The 14,951-nt window shown below is 63.2% G+C and carries 12 protein-coding genes; 1 reads left to right on the plus strand and 11 read right to left on the minus strand.

What is annotated here, in order from left to right; all coding sequences use genetic code 11:
* From Q7T26_00975 to Q7T26_01000, 6 genes are all read right to left on the minus strand, one after another.
* Positions 1-138 (minus strand): glycosyltransferase (locus Q7T26_00975; GenBank protein MDO8530732.1); only part of this gene is annotated, 138 nt, incomplete at its 3' end.
* 4 nt (positions 139-142) lie between these two features.
* Positions 143-2,695 carry a glycosyltransferase gene (locus Q7T26_00980; GenBank protein MDO8530733.1) on the minus strand — a complete coding sequence of 851 codons (2,553 nt, stop codon included), beginning with the start codon at positions 2,693-2,695 and terminating at the stop codon, positions 143-145.
* A gap of 9 nt (positions 2,696-2,704) precedes the next feature.
* On the minus strand, positions 2,705-4,645 hold the full coding sequence (gene asnB / locus Q7T26_00985) for an asparagine synthase (glutamine-hydrolyzing) (protein MDO8530734.1): 1,941 nt from the start codon (positions 4,643-4,645) through the stop codon (positions 2,705-2,707).
* A 2-nt stretch (positions 4,646-4,647) separates the two neighbouring features.
* Complete coding sequence (locus Q7T26_00990) at positions 4,648-5,472, minus strand: methyltransferase domain-containing protein (protein MDO8530735.1); 825 nt, start codon at positions 5,470-5,472, stop codon at positions 4,648-4,650.
* A gap of 8 nt (positions 5,473-5,480) precedes the next feature.
* Positions 5,481-6,479 carry a glycosyltransferase family 4 protein gene (locus tag Q7T26_00995; protein MDO8530736.1) on the minus strand — a complete coding sequence of 333 codons (999 nt, stop codon included), beginning with the start codon at positions 6,477-6,479 and terminating at the stop codon, positions 5,481-5,483.
* A complete protein-coding gene (locus Q7T26_01000) occupies positions 6,476-7,459 on the minus strand; it encodes a DUF362 domain-containing protein (GenBank protein MDO8530737.1) in 984 nt (327 codons plus the stop codon). Before Q7T26_01000 ends, Q7T26_00995 begins: the two co-directional genes overlap by 4 nt.
* A 407-nt stretch (positions 7,460-7,866) precedes the next feature.
* On the opposite strand from Q7T26_01000, the gene Q7T26_01005 reads away from it, so the two are divergent.
* Complete coding sequence (locus Q7T26_01005; GenBank protein MDO8530738.1) at positions 7,867-8,877, plus strand: glycosyltransferase; 1,011 nt, start codon at positions 7,867-7,869, stop codon at positions 8,875-8,877.
* Between the two features lie 100 nt (positions 8,878-8,977).
* Here Q7T26_01005 and Q7T26_01010 read toward each other — a convergent pair whose 3' ends face one another.
* The 5 genes from Q7T26_01010 to Q7T26_01030 all read right to left on the minus strand — a co-directional run bounded on the left by Q7T26_01010 (position 8,978) and on the right by Q7T26_01030 (position 14,719).
* Positions 8,978-9,931 (minus strand): class I SAM-dependent methyltransferase, encoded by a 954-nt coding sequence (locus Q7T26_01010; GenBank protein MDO8530739.1) that lies wholly within the window; start codon positions 9,929-9,931, stop codon positions 8,978-8,980.
* A 34-nt stretch (positions 9,932-9,965) separates the two neighbouring features.
* Positions 9,966-11,570, minus strand: coding sequence for a glycosyltransferase family 39 protein (locus Q7T26_01015; protein ID MDO8530740.1), 1,605 nt, complete (start codon positions 11,568-11,570; stop codon positions 9,966-9,968).
* A 79-nt stretch (positions 11,571-11,649) separates the two neighbouring features.
* Positions 11,650-12,384 carry a polyprenol monophosphomannose synthase gene (locus tag Q7T26_01020; protein ID MDO8530741.1) on the minus strand — a complete coding sequence of 245 codons (735 nt, stop codon included), beginning with the start codon at positions 12,382-12,384 and terminating at the stop codon, positions 11,650-11,652.
* A 6-nt stretch (positions 12,385-12,390) separates the two neighbouring features.
* Complete coding sequence (gene gmd, locus Q7T26_01025; protein ID MDO8530742.1) at positions 12,391-13,386, minus strand: GDP-mannose 4,6-dehydratase; 996 nt, start codon at positions 13,384-13,386, stop codon at positions 12,391-12,393.
* A gap of 31 nt (positions 13,387-13,417) precedes the next feature.
* Complete coding sequence (locus Q7T26_01030; GenBank protein MDO8530743.1) at positions 13,418-14,719, minus strand: DegT/DnrJ/EryC1/StrS family aminotransferase; 1,302 nt, start codon at positions 14,717-14,719, stop codon at positions 13,418-13,420.
* Positions 14,720-14,951: the final 232 nt, after the last annotated feature.

A 14,951-nucleotide genomic window follows, 5' to 3' on the forward strand; every position in this document is an offset into this window, starting at 1 on the left:
AATGTCGCTCGTCCCGTCGGTGGAGCAATCGTCAATGGCGATGATCTCCTTGTCGTAGGGGACTTGTTCGAGGCGCGTCAGCACGTTGCGGATGGTGGCGCGTTCGTTGTAGACGGGGACCAGAATGCTCAGTTTCATAGTGTCATCCACCGCCGCGCGGCGCCAGGCGGAATACCGGGCCCTGGGGGACCAGATCGTAGCTGCGGGTCAGATCTGCCAGGCGAAAGCCTTCGGGATAAGCGTCCGGCGCGACAAGGTAGATTGGGCGTTTGGAGATGTTCTCCTGAACGAACCGCAAGTCCAGAGGCGGTTCGTCCAGGGTGCCGACGGCCAGCAGGGTGACGTCCGGGCGCTTTTTCTCCACCAGTTGAAGATACTGCAAAGGCTCATAAGGCGTAAAGTCCGCGACGATGATGGCGTTGGGCGCGACGGTGGCGAACACGTCTTCGGCGAAGCGCCGCGCGCCGTCGTACCCGCTCTTGTCGGGCAGGTAGAAGTAGCGGGCGTTGTCCCTGTACGGCAGCGAGCGAATGCCGAGAGGCTCCCATCCCATTCGGCCAAGTAGCGGCGGCGTCGCGTAGTAGACGGCCACGGGCAGGACAACGCAGGCGAGCGCCAGCGCCCCGCGCGCAGTGGCGGGCCCGTAGAGCTTGCGTTCCAGCATCCGCCACGCTCCGCCGCGCACGAACGCGTCCAGCGCGACGGCGCCCATCAGCGCGAACACGATGTAGCTGGGCACGAGAAGCTCCGGCGCGCGTTGTCGCATATAGCCGGAGATGAGGCCCACGTCAATGATGAAGATGCCCGCCAGAAGGACGAAAAGACGCTTGTCCCTGCGCCAGGTGACCGCCAGACCCGCCGCGCCCATGAGCAGCAGGGGGCTGGGGAACTGGTAAAGGATGTAGGCGGCGTATCTCAGAAGGCCGAAAGGCGTGGAGGACGGATAGTAGTAGTAAAACATAGAGGTTGAGGTCATGAAGCTCAGCAGAAGTTCCGGGTTTTGCACCTGGAGTCGGAGGTAAAAGGTAAAGAGTGTGGGGAGGTACCCCGCGAGGGCGCTGACGGCCAGCAGGCCCAGCCTTCGCACTTGGAGGAGGTCTCGGGCGCTCGCCAGCAGAAGGTAGGCTGCGAACGCGGGCGCGAACGCCAGCAGGAGGGTATTGTTGCCCGTGCTCAGCATGAAGGTGAAGCCGAAGAGGTACAGCCAGCGCTCCCGTCCGGTCTGCACCCACAGCACGGCGCAGAGAAGACAGACGGCCAGGAAGAGGTAGAGTGGCGCGTAGCTCTCGTTCATCGTGGCCATCCACCAGAACGTGTGCGAGACGGCGACGGCGGAGGCCGCTACGAAAGCCGCGAAAAGGGACCATGTGATGCGGTAGGCGACAAGGAACAGGCCGGCCACGGCCAGCGACGCGAAGATGGCGTTGAGAAGGTTCTGGCCGTAGGCGTAGTCGGCGAACGGGATGTGTCCCCACAGCCAGCCTATCATGTTGTGCAGCGAGTGGTAGTTGGGGGACGGGCTCAGATAGAGCTGGTACGCGAGATTGACCAGCTTGGCCGGGTCTCCCCACGTGACCGTCGGCGCGAGGGTCTTCACATACAGGGCGAAGGCCCCGAGCAGGACCAGGGCCGTCGTCGCCCAGACGCGCCGGGACATGCGCGCGCCTTCCGTGGGCAGCACGAAGCGCCAGACTCCCGCCAGGTAGCCCAGCCCGTAGCTCACGTGCAGGCACGCGAACACGGCGGGCAGAACGGGCATGTGGTGGAGGCCGTGGCGCAGGGAGAGCCGCGCGGAGAACGCGAGGGCGAGCAGCAGATAAAAGCCCGTCAGGGCCACGAGAGGCAGGGGACCGACGGGCGTCAGCGCCATCGCCAGCTTCCCGGCCAGGGCCAGCACGAAGGCCAGAGGCACCCAGTGCCGGACCGAGAGCGCGCCGGGGGTCACCTGGGCCAGCCGGACGTTCCATATGCCGTTGTTGAAGTACTGCCGCCACAAGCCGCCCAGCGTGGCGCGGCTCCGGTAGCTTGACCGGAGGGCGGGCGTCAGCAGCACCTTGCCGCCGGCCTGCTTGATCCGGTAGTTCATCTCGATGTCCTGGCCCCGCAGCAGATCCTCGTTGAAGAGGCCCACGCGGTCGAACACGTCCCGCCGGAACGCGCCCATGTAGACGGTATCGGCCTCTTCTTCGCTCGTGGCGTGATGGAAGCGTCCGCCGCCCAGGCCGAACCGGCTGTGGTGCGCCAGGGCGATGGCGCCGCCGACGTATCCTTCGCCCGCGGCGCGCATCGGCCCGCCGACGTTGTCCGCGCCCGTGGCCTCCAGGCGCTCGACGCACAGGCGCACGTAGTCAGGCTCCAGTGTGGTGTGCGCGTCCACGCGGACGATGTACCGCCCGCGGGCGGCGCGGATGCCGGTGTTGAGCGCGGCGGGAGTCGTCCCCGTGGGATTGTCCAGGAGTTTGACCCGGCTGTCTTCTCCGGCGATGCGCTCTACGGTGGCGCGAGTGTCGTCGGCGGACATGCCGTCCACGACCAGCACTTCCATTGCGGCCCGCGGATAGTCCTGGGCCAGGATAGACCGCAGGCACAACCCAATGGAGCGGGCCTCGTTGCGGCAGGGCACCACGACGGTGACCAGCGGCGCCTCCCCGACTGTGCGGGTAGGAGAGAGAAGGGGTGCGGGACGTTCGCTCATCGACTCCTGCTATGCCAGGTCGCGCAAAGAGAGCGCAGGCTCGGAAATGATCGTGTTCTCCACGTAGAGGCTATGCCACACCTGAAAGATTATAAGGGCCCACAGGAGGTGTGTATAGTTGCCCGCGCCTCGCGCGTGGCTTTCCCGTATACGCTCCACGGCGGCGGCGTTGAACAGGCCGGCGCGGCCCAGCCGCTCCCGCGACAGCAAGGCGCGCGCGAGAGGCGCCAGGTCGGCCCGCAGCCAGTAGCCGACGGGCACGCTGAATCCCTGCTTGCGACGGTACAGTATCTCGCGCGGCAGGAGACCCTCCATAGCTTGCTTGAGTACGTGCTTCATGTCGGCGCGGGGCAGCTTGATCGAAGGCGGGATGCGCGCGGCGAACTCCATCACCTGGTGGTCGCAGAAGGGCACGCGCAACTCCAGCGAGTGGGCCATGCTCATGCGGTCGGAGTACGTGAGCAGATTGTCCGGCAGATAGGTCGTGATGTCCGCGCGCAGCACCCTGTTCAGCCACGCGTCGTCGGGTTGGGCCGCGAGCGCCCGCCTGACGGACTGCGCACCGTCCGCGCCGTCCAAAGCGTCCCTGAGCGCGGGCGCGTACACCTCGCGGCGGAGCGCCGACGGGACGGCCGTCTGCCAGTTGCAGTAGGCGTCCTCCGGCGAGCCTGTCGCTCCGTCCAGGAACTTGTGCAGGCGCGTGCCCAGCGAGTAGTCGCTGGCGCTTCCCGGTACGGCCCGCGCCGCAAACCGGACGGCGCGCCGCAGCATGGGTGGGAGGCCGAGGTACGACCGCAGCGCTCTGGCGGCGATGTAGCGCGGGTAGCCGCCGAACGCCTCGTCGCCGCCGACGCCGCCCAGCGCCACGGTGACGTGCTGGCGTGCCATCTGGCAGACGTAGTACATGGGGATGGCCGTCTCGTTGGCGAACGGCTCGTCGAAGTGCCACACCACGCGCGGCAGGATGTCGGCGGCCTTCGGCTCCACGGTCATCTCATGGTGCTCGGTGTTGAACTGCTTCGCCACGACGCGGGCGTACGCCAACTCGTCGTACGCGCCGCCAGCGGCGCCCGGCCCCGCGAAGCCGATGCTGAACGTCTTGACCCGCTCGCCGGACTCCCGCGCCATGAGCGCGACGATGGCGCTGGAGTCTATGCCGCCGCTCAGCAGCACGCCCAGCGGAACGTCGCTCAGCAGGTGTGAGCGCACGGCGTCGCGCAGCGTCTCCTGCGTTCGCGACGCCCACTCGGCGTCCGGCACGCCGCGCTCCTCGCTGAAGCGCAGGCCCCAGTAGGGCGCGACGGAGACGGCCCCCTTCTCCGCCACCAGCCGGTGGCCGGGTGGCAGACGACGGATGTCCTTGAAGATGGACATCGGCGCGGGCACGCACAGGAGCGCCAGGTAGGCGTCCAGGGACTGGGGGTCTATCTGGCGCGTCACCCACGGCAGGGGCAGGAGCGCCTTGGCCTCGGAGGCGAAGCCCAGCGAGCCGGGGCCTTGCGTGTAGTACAGGGGCTTGATGCCGAGCCGGTCCACGGCCAGAAGGAGCCGCTGCCGCCGCGCGTCCCACAGCGCGAAGGCGAACATACCGCGCAGTCGTTCCAGGCAGGCGTCGCCGTGCTCCTCGTAGAGGTGGAGGATGACCTCCGTGTCCGCGCGGGAGCGGAACGGATGGCGCGGCTCCAGCTCCTTGCGCAGCTCCGGGTAGTTGTAGATCTCGCCGTTGTAGGCCACCCACAGGCTGCCGTCCTCGTTGGCCATGGGCTGGCGTCCGGCGGGCGACAGGTCGAGGATGGCGAGGCGGCGGAACGCGAGGCCGATGGGGCCGTCCGCGTGCATGCCCTCGTCGTCCGGGCCGCGATGGCGCAGCGTCGCCCGCATCGCGCCGAGGAGGGCGCGGTCCACGGGCTGGCCGTGGCGCAGGTTATAGACGCCGCAGACGCCGCACACTGCTATTCTACGGTCTTGATGTACGTCAGGAGCCAGCCGTTGGCGAAACTATAGGGAAGGCTATCGGCAAGCCTCGCATCCCAAGCACGCAGGCGCATACTCTTGCCAAAAACAGTGTCCCAGGGCATGAAGCCTTTGAGGAAGCTGGTGCTACCTACGCTGATAACGCGCAGTCCTGCATCTGCTCCAAGTCTCCTGAGTCGCTTCACGGTGAACGCCTGCACGTGAGGATAAAGCTTCATAAGGCGGCGCTCACGTTCATTCTGGCCCAGAATCCGGGCGGCGATGAGTGCGCGGCGTATGGGGTTCAGGATGTGGCTGGTCGTGAAGCTCACCCTCACTGACTTCCATGTGCGATCAAGGATCTCCGTTGCACCGTAGCCGTTGGGTGTGGTGACGAGCAAAAGTCCTCCGGGGCGCAGGTGGTCGGAGAGCAGCGCCATGAGGCGCTCTATCTCCGTAATGTGCTCTATGAGTTCCGAGGCGATGATGATGTCATAGACTTCGCGCGGGTCCACGTCCCACAAGGTCTTGCAAACGAACGTGGCGTTCCGTGGCGCATCCTTTCTCGCCAGAGTGATGTTTGCTTCATCAATGTCAAGCCCCAGAACGTCCGCCTGCGGAAAACGTGCCGCCAGAGGTCGCGCGAAAATGCCGTCGCCGCAGCCTATGTCCAGGACGCGAATCCTCTCGCCGGGACGCGTCGTGAGGTATGCGCTGATGAAGGGCTCGAAGAAACTGAGGCGCTTCTCGAAAAAAGAGAGGCCACCGTGGGGGGCGCGGAATCGGATTTCATGCTTGCCAGTGAACAACTCGGGTATCTTCATCAGCCCTCCTACGTCGTTATTTGGCTAGAGGATGCCACTTCTTCAACGGTCTTCAAGACCTCGCGGCGTCGCTTTTCCAGCGGGAAGCAGTCCACGATGCGCTGTCGGGCGCGTGGCCCCAACTCCGGACGCTTCAATGCCTCGCTAATACCGCGTGCCAGGGCTTCGGGAGTGCGTTCTTGGACATAGACGCCGCAGTCGCCGACGACCTCTGGCAGGGCAGCCGAGCGCGTCACCACGGGCACGCATTCGCACAGCATTGCCTCGGCGAGGGAGCACGCGAACGCCTCGTGGCGGGATGCCTGCACGTAAGCGGCGGAGCGTCTGTATATGCTCAAGATATCTTGACTGCTGACTTCGCCCAGGAAGGTCACGTTGGGCGGAGCGAGAGCGCGGAGAGAGGCGATGCTGGAGTCCCACCATCCGCCCACGACTCGGAACTGGACATTGGGCAGGTAACGCGCAGACTGGACGAAAAGCGGGAGGCCCTTTCGCTCGTTGTAGAAGTGAGAGATGGTGCCCACCGTCAGGACGGAGCGCTCTTTCGATACGTCCCGAGAAGGCGTGAAGCTGTCCACTTCAAATCCATGGTAGATGCAGCGGACGGGGCTGATATTCGGGATATTGGCTCGTGCCTCTTGAGTATTGAAGTCCGAGACGGTGAGCGTCATATCACAGTGGGAGAAAACGTACTGGGGGCACCAGCGCTTGTACCAGAGGTATGGCATGCCGTCAGGCGGCTGCCCCACGTCCCATCCGCCCGCCACCACCACCGTGCGCTTGCGCAGCATCCGGGCGAAGGCCACGGTGAAGAACGCGTGCAATGAACCGAACCACGCAAAGGCCACGTCGCACCAGGCGACGCCTCTCCGCAGGGGATAGATATCCCTCAATCCGCGAAAATGGCACTCTCGAACGTCATAAACGCCCTGGAGGATCAGGAGGTCCCGCTGGACGTACGACCATGGGTGTTGATGAACGAAAAGGACTTTGAGCTTGTGGCTCACGGGGCGCCTTTGCCCATCGCGAAGGCGAGCGTTCGCCGGACGACGTTGACCGCCCACCGCGCGGGGTAGAACAGAGTGTCGTTCAGGATGACGTGATGCGTCAGGAAGCGCGAGCTACTCACCAGGTCCAGGAGGCGCATGGCCCAGTCCATCTCGGCGGGGCGCAGTCGGCGCACGGGTAAACTGACCGGGCTCGTCACCTCAATGTCCTTTTCGTCCAGGTGGCCGACGCCCTCGCGCGCCGCGAGCATGGCTACTTCGGAGCGATAGGGGTCCAGCCCGCCTAGGCGCATGGCGGTAGCGTCCAGCGCCACGGGGTCCGTGCTGGCCAGCAGCAGGTCGAGGCGCACCATCTGGCCGTTGCTGGGCCCTCGGCCCTCCATCGCCTCGACTGCGTCCATGAGGCAGATCTGCGGCCTCTTGAGCTTATGCACGTCCACCAGCAGCCGCGACAGGTGCTTGTGCAGGATGATGCGGTCGTGCTGGGGCAGGCAGCCCCACTGGTTCTTGAGCGCGCCCGTGAGGACGCTGCGCGGGTGCGTCTTCATGATGGGGAGTGTGATGAAGACGTCCGCGGAGAGGAGCGTGCGCGGAAGGTACCACGTGCCCAGGGTCTTGTTGGGCAGGGCGACATGCTCGTCGCGGGAGAAGTTGACCAGCTTCACGCCCAGGCGCTCCGCCATGCGGTCAGCGCCCATGGCGCGGAAGGCATCGTCCGCGGTGTCGCGCATCCCATCGGACTCGCCGATGACGATGCGGTCGGTGCGCTTCAGCAGGCGCCGGCACACCGCCTCCACGGCGGCCAGCGACGTGTTGCAGTACAGACGCTCGGGGTCGGCGCAGCCGAAGTTCGGCTTGATGACGACCAGCGCCCCCGGGTGGACGATCTGGTCCACGTTGCATCGGTCGAGCAGGTCGTCCACGACCTGTTGCAGGTCGTGGCCCTTTATGGATGAGATGAAGACTTTACTGAGTTCCACGGTCTCTCCCCTGGACGCGCGCCACGCCCGGCCGGGCGCTCGTCTTATCCGTCAAGGCGTCAACGATGCGACGCGCGGCTCTGCGCTCTTGATGCGCACAAACGCACTGTTTCTCTGAAGTCTGGTGTTATTATACTAGAGGCGTGGTAACGAGGGAAGGAACGTTCCTTCAGTTTCCCCGCCGTTACACTGAGAATGAGGCGAATCGCAGGATGGTTGCCGACTTTGTCTTTTTCCTGTCCGCTGACTGGGAGCGGTTTCACCGGCCAGGCATGATTCTTGCGCTGGCTTCTGAGATTGGACGGCATGGCGGGAAAGTCCTCTGTGTCAACAGGCCAGTGTGTCCTTTTACATCTCCCTTCCGACACTTTGAAAAGTGGCGCCGGTGGATAACCCGTCGGCAACATGTGGAGCGCGTAACTGACAACCTGTATGTGTACACGCCGATCGTGGCCCTTCACGAAGTCCTTGCGCGTCGCGTGGGGCCTCTGCTTGCTTTAGACCAATGGCTCCTCCGTGCGCAGATCAAGAAGACGATGCGGGCGCTGGGCTTTTCCAACCCTTCCCTGGTGGCCTGGATATATCATCCGTATCAACTGCACTATGTGCGCATGTTGCACGAGGCTCTCACAGTTTACGAGTGTTACGACGAGCATTCGCTGGCTGACGGCGTGGGAGTCCGGGAGCGTCAGTTTGTAACGGAACTGGAGGAGGAGCTTTTCGCCCGCTGCGACCTGTCTTTCACCACCTCTCGGCGGCTGCGGGACGCAAAGGCGCATCTCACGCGCGAGATGTATGTGTTCAACAATGCCGCCGACATCGAGTATTTTGGCCGCGCGCAAGACCCGGCCCAGCCGATAGCGCTGGAGCTTCGGAACCGGCCGCACCCCGTCATAGGCTATCTGGGATTTCACTTGGACCGAGCCGACTTGGCGCTCATCAGGCATATCGCCTTGGCGCGGCCTCACTGGACGCTGGTGCTGACGGGGGTGCCTCGTTTGTGGGAGACGCCCAGTACGTCGCTCTTTCATGAGCTGTCAACGCTGCCGAACGTGTTGTTGAAGGGATGGATTGATTGGGACGAGCTACCATCGTGGTTTAAGGGCTTCGACATCGGCATTATTCCGTACAAGAAGTCGGGCTTTCACCACTACGTTAATCCGAATAAGCTGCACGAGTACACGGCCATGGGCAAACCCGTCGTTTCGACCAGCTTCCCGGATGTGGAGAGCCATAAGGACATCATTTGGATTGCGAAGGACTATGATGACTTTGTACGAAGCGTCGAGGATGCGTATGCGACTGACAGCCTGGAGAGAATCAGCCGCCGGCTGGAAGTGGCGCAGAAGAACTCGTGGGCCGTTCGGGTCCGGGGAATGCTGGACATCATCCAGTCTAAGTTTGAATCTGAGGGCTGATACGGCCCTTGGCTAAATTGTTGGAGTACCTGGCACGGCCATATTGTGATGGCTCTGGACCAGAGGATTATTTACTCACCCGTCGGGATTGGGCACGAAGTTATTTTGTTGCTACTATCAGCAGCACGCCGCCGTCGCTGGAAGTTCCAGCCATCTCCCTTCCCAGCAGAGGGCGAAAGCATCTTCTCAAGGCGGAGATGGTCAGGCCTCTGGGCCAGGTAATGCCCAATTTGTCGCTCAGATAAAATAGCACACGGACGCCGCGTCCGAACGTAACCTTTCCAAGACCGGCCTCGTCGGCAAATCGCAGCAGGTCCCATGTCGCTACCGCCCGACTGGATAACAAATACTCGTAAGAGAACTCCGAGAATCCCGCCGTCGCCAATTTCGCTCTCCATTCATCCGCGCTCAGCAGGTTGTAATGAGCCAGCCTTCGGTTTACCGCGTCTGCGTATCGCCTTGCCCATGCGGGAAGGCCACAGCGAGCAAAGATGCGACTGAAGAACAAGTGCTGTCCGAGCGTCGTTGTGGGAACTGTCAAGACAAGCCTTCCTCCAGGCTTCAGAACGCGCCAGGTTTCCGCAATGACCTCTGAAAGAGGGGGCATGTGTTCCACAGACGAGTTACCCAGCACGGTGGAGAAACTCTCGTTCTTGAAAGGGAGATGGCTCGCGTCAGCGCATATTGTCAGGCGATAGGCATGTAGTGCAGAGGCCTTCGGTAGGGAAGGCCATTCGAGATCAAGTCCAACGTCCAGGGGTCGTTCCAACGAATAGGAACGGTTACTAGTGGCTATTCCACCGTGATAGACTCGAAAATCGTCGAAGTCGCGTTCAATGGAGTTGGCAGTCAGTAACACCGCGAATATCCCGTCACCGCAGCCGATATCCAGCACGGGGGGTGTTAGAGCTATACGAGCTAGGGCCATTGCCTCAACCCCTCGCCACAAGGCATGCCATGGGTAGTGGTAGTAGACCTGCAGAGCCCGGTAAAAGAACGCAGAGTTCGTGGGCGCTTTCCCCTCGTGGGCAAGACGCGTGGGTTCGTGCCTCATACTGTGGTGACCTCCTGGTACGCTCGGCGAGCGCCTACGGCACATCATACACCCACAGGGCCGGTCCGGGCTGCAAAGGTCCCGGCACAAACAGCTTCAGCAGCCTCGCGTCCTGCTGTAGCGAGCGGTACAGGACATCCGCCTGCGGGTCCCACTGGTATGCTCTGCCGGTAACGATGGAGTTGAGGATGTCGCTGCTCAGGACGACGTACTGAAAACCCTCCTCGCGAAGCTGGGGCGCCGTCCGGTGGAACATGTCCCCCTGGATGGGGTAGAGGTCATAGCCGCCGTTCCCCGTTGTCTGGAGCAGCGTTTCCCAGTAGCGCACCTTCCCCGGCTCGTCGCGCCGCGCCTCCTGAATGCGGCGCTCGACGCCCGCGCGGCTGTAGCGCAGCGGTGGACTGACGGTGAAGAAGTCCCTCCCTCCATCCATCAGGACCTTCGCCCCCGGCGGAATGTTTGCCTCAAACCATGCCTTCGCCTCGGTCCGTGTGTCTGTTCGTGTCAACGAATAGTCGGACCGCGCGACCTGCACGAGAGGCTGAGCTACGAGGGCAACGATACCTGCTCCCACGACGGCGTAGCGCAGGCTCCGCGTCAGGCGCAGCTTGCTGAGCACGTCGGCCGTCGCTCTTGCAGCGAATATGGTCAAAAAAGGGAGCAGCGGCAGCACATATTGGAGCAACAGGGTCCTGGCCAGAGCGATGGAGAGGCAGACGGGGAGCAGCCCGGCGAGCAGGACGATGTCGGCAGCAGACCTGCGGTAAAGGGCGTACGCGACGCCAACGAGCGACACGACGGTCAGCGTCAAGCCGAGGGCTTGGGGCAGCGCGTCCGTAAGGACGTAGAGGCCGACAGCAACAGGAGGCGCCGCCCACGGCTGTCCGGTGTACACGTAGGAGGTGATATAAGACAGGTCCCTTTTGAACTCAGGGAAGCTGAGCACGCTGAACGGCGTCGCAACGACAAACGCCAAGACGGCAGCTACAGCCGCTAATCCAATCCAGGGGTGGAGGAGGCTCCTCCAAGGGAACTTTCCCTTGGAGCGGGCCCAGTGCGCTGCGAGGAGCGCCGGAGACGCGATGGCACCGCTGTACTTGAGGGACGTGGCGAGACCCAGGAAGACCCCTGCCAGCAGGTAGTAGCGTAGCTGGCCGCGTTCCCATGTCAGGTGGCAGGCCAGGAGGAAGAGTTGGACGCCGAGCACCATGGGCACGTCGGCCAGCGCTGACTTCGACCACGCCACGTGAAGCGGGGCGACCGCCAGGAAGAGGGCCGCGGCCAGGCCGACGCCGTGGCTTCCGAAGAACCGTCGCGCAATCCAGTAGTTCAGGTACACGCTGGCGGTCCCCGCCATCGCCACCAGCCCCCTGGTCAGGATGACCAGTGCGCTGGGGTCTGCGACGACGTGTTGCGCAAAATCCTGGACTGAGTGAAAGGCCCCGAGCGCCGTCCCGGCGACGTAGTAAGCGCCGAAAAGGGCGAAGGCGGCATACATGAGCGGTGAGGCGGGCCAGTGGAAGAAGTGCGGGTTCAGGTCGCCGGCGCCCATGCCCAAGGCGCGGAAGATGATCTGAGTCTCGTCGGCATTGTAAAGGTAGGGCAGGCCATAGGTCAAGCCGTAGAGCCGGACTGCCATTCCGAGCGCCAGGACTGCGCCCATCGCAGCGTAAACTAGGTGGGAGGGCGAGCGGGTCATCGGCGAGCGCGCCGGGCCTTCAGCCCTGGGCAAGGCTCGGCGCTCGCCATCGCCGGTACCATGCCCTGATTTGGACGACCGTGGTGAAGGCGGCCAGTATCTCTCTGAGGTTCGTCTTGGATGTGCCCACGCGCCGGTCCACGAAGACAATGGGTATCTCCGCCATGCGCACCTTCTGTTGCCCGAGCTGGTAAGCGACTTCGCTGAGGACGGCGTATCCTCGGGAGCGCACGGCGGAGTAGTCAATGCGCTGGAGGGCGTGCCTGGTATAGCAGCGGTAGCCGCCGGTGTAGTCGCTGATGGGCACGCCAAGCACAAGGCGCGCAAACCGATTGGCCAGTCTGCTGAAGACACGGCGCGGCAGGGGCCAGTTGAGTATGTGGCTTCCTCTGGTGTATCGGGACCCCACGACCATGTCGTACCCCTGCGTGGCCCGCTCCACCAGCCGGGGGATGTCAGCAGGATCATGGGAGAAGTCCGCGTCCATCTCTACCACCATGTCCGCGCCCAGGCGCAGGGCGTGCTGGAAGCCCTCCAGGCACGCGGAGCCGCGGCCCCCTTTGCCTGCGCGGCGGATGAGCACCAGACGGGGGTTGGCCTCAGCCAGCCGCAGAACAATTTCCGATGTGCCGTCAGGAGAGTTGTCGTCAACGACAATGACGCGTGGGCTATGGGGCAAGCCGAGGACGTACTCTACGAGGCGCGTGATGTTTTCTCGCTCATTGTAGCTGGGGATGACGACGACCAGGTTCATCAAACATCAGTGGGACGGTCGCGAAGCTGCGCGCGGTCCCATCTCGTGCTTGAGGTCGGCCAAGTCGGCCTCCACCATCATGCGCACCAGGTCAGGAAACTGGACGCTTGGCTCCCATCCCAGGATACGCTTGGCCTTGCTGGAGTCGCCGCAGAGGGTGTCCACTTCCGAGGGACGCGTGAACTCCTGATCCTGAACAACATACTCCCGCCAGTCCAGCCCCAGATGTCGGAAGGCGGCGTTGCAGAAGTCGCGCACGGTGTGGCTCTCGCCGGTGCCGATTACGTAGTCGTCTGGCTGAGGCTGCTGGAGCATGAGGTGCATGGCTCTGACGTAGTCGCCGGCGAATCCCCAGTCCCGGCGGGCGTCCAGGTTGCCCAGCCTGAGCTTTTTCTCCAGCCCCAGCTTGATGCGAGCTGCGGCGCGGGATATCTTTCGCGTCACGAAGTCCAGGCCGCGGCGCGGCGACTCGTGGTTAAACAGGATGCCGTTGCAGGCGAAGACACCGTAAGCCTCGCGGTAGTTGAGGGTGATGTAATAGCCGTATACCTTGGCGACGCCATAGGGGCTGCGTGGGTGAAATGGAGTAGCTTCGTTTTGGGGAGATGTCTTGGCGGCGCCGAACATCTCGCTGCTGGAGGCCTGGTAGAACCGGATTTTCGAATTCACGATACGGATAGCTTCCAGCATGCGCGTGACGCCCAGGCCCGTGACCTCACCGGTGAGCTCTGGTTGCTTGAACGAGAGCGGCACAAAGCTGATGGCGCCCAGGTTGTAGACCTCGTCCGGCTGAGTCTTGCTGATGGCGGCGATGAGGGATCCCTGGTCCAGGAGATCTCCCTCAATGATATGGGCCTGTGGGATGGCCTGTTCGACGGTGGCCCGGCGGGGGTTGTTCTGGCCCCGGATCATGCCGAACACGTCGTATCCCTGGCTCAAGAGGTACTCAGCCAAGTAGATGCCGTCCTGCCCTGTGATACCGGTGACAAGGGCCTTTTTCATCGCGTGCCGTTTCCTCTCATGCGGGTGTGGTCTAGGAACGCGCTGGTTGGCGCGTCCGCGCTACCTGGTCCATGAACTGGGACATGTATCGGACAAAGGCGCCGCGCCGCTCCGGGTTGACGCCGTGATTGAGGCCGACGCACAGCCCGCGCCGCATGATGGCTCGCGAGACGGGTAAGTCACCCACTTTACGGTGGTTGATCATGCGCATCACGGGCTGCTCCTCGATGTTTCCCGCCAAGATAGGGCGCGTCTCCACACCCTTGCTCTCGAGGTGTTTGACCAACTCCGCGCGGGTGAAAGGAGCGTTAGGCTTGATCATCATGGGATAAAGGAACCACACATGCCGCGAGCCTTCCGGCGCCCGCGCCAGCGCTAAGTAATCCGAGTAGGCGGCGAGTTCCTTGTTCCAGTAGTCCGCCACGTCCGTCCGGTACCGGATGTAGCCTTCCAGCCGATTGATCTGGTGGATGCCGAACCCGCCCTGGATCTCCGTGGGGCGGAAGTTGTAGCCGGTGTTGACGAACAGGAAGCGCGGGTCAATATCCGGGTACTGCCGCGCCAGAGCGTCCTTCTGGCTGGACTCGCGGATCCATCCGAAGGCGCGCATCTCCCGAAGCAGCTCGGCATAGTCGTCCCTGTTCGTCACGATCATCCCACCCTCGATGGTGCTGATGTGGTGGGAGAAGAAGAAGCTGAACGTCCCGATGTCCCCTATGCCGCCGACCCTGGCGCTCCGGTGCTCCGCGCCGTGGGCCTCGCAGCAGTCCTCAATGACCAGCAGGTTGTGCTTCCGGGCGATGGCCATGATGGCGGTCATGTCACAGGGGTTGCCCAGCAGATGGACGAGCATGATGGCGCGGGTCCGCGGCGTGATGGCTTTCTCTATTTCGCCGGGGTCAATGTCGTATGTGTCAATACCCACGTCCATCAGCACGGGCACGGCCCCGCACTGGACGATGGGGAAAATGGTGGTGGCCCACGTCACCGCCGGTGTGATAACCTCGTCCCCTGGCCGGAGGGCGCCCTTGATGGTGGGGTTCGTGACCACGGAGACGGCCAGCAGATTGGCGCTGGAGCCGGAGTTGACCATGACGGCGTGCTTGACTCCCACGTATTGAGCGAACAGGGACTCGAACTGCTTCACCTTGGAACCCATGGTCACACGTGTGCTCAACAGCGAGTCCACAGCTTCCCATACTTCCTCCCATCCGTAGGTGGGTATGCTGAGGGGCATGGAAGTCTTGCCCTCCTGGAAGGCATCGTGAGGAAGGGAAGCGAAGTGCTTTTGGATTTGGGCCTTCAGTTGCTCCAGGTCAGCGGTATTGGACATATTCAGATCTCCGTGGAAGTCTCAGAACTCTTTCGTGTGTCTGCGCGAAATAGCAGGATTTCTCTCGACTGATGTGCCAAACACAATCTAAACGCGAGGAGGCAGCAGGATCGCGGACTCGGCGCGCAACTGTTTCTCAGCATAGTGGGCCGCTGTTACCCTGTCAAGAGACGGCTTTCGACACAAGCTCAAGGCAACGTCCGGCGGATGCCTAGAGGCGCTCCTTCAGGAC

It is taken from the genome of Dehalococcoidia bacterium (assembly GCA_030648205.1).
GTDB lineage: Bacteria > Chloroflexota > Dehalococcoidia > JAUSIH01 > JAUSIH01 > JAUSIH01.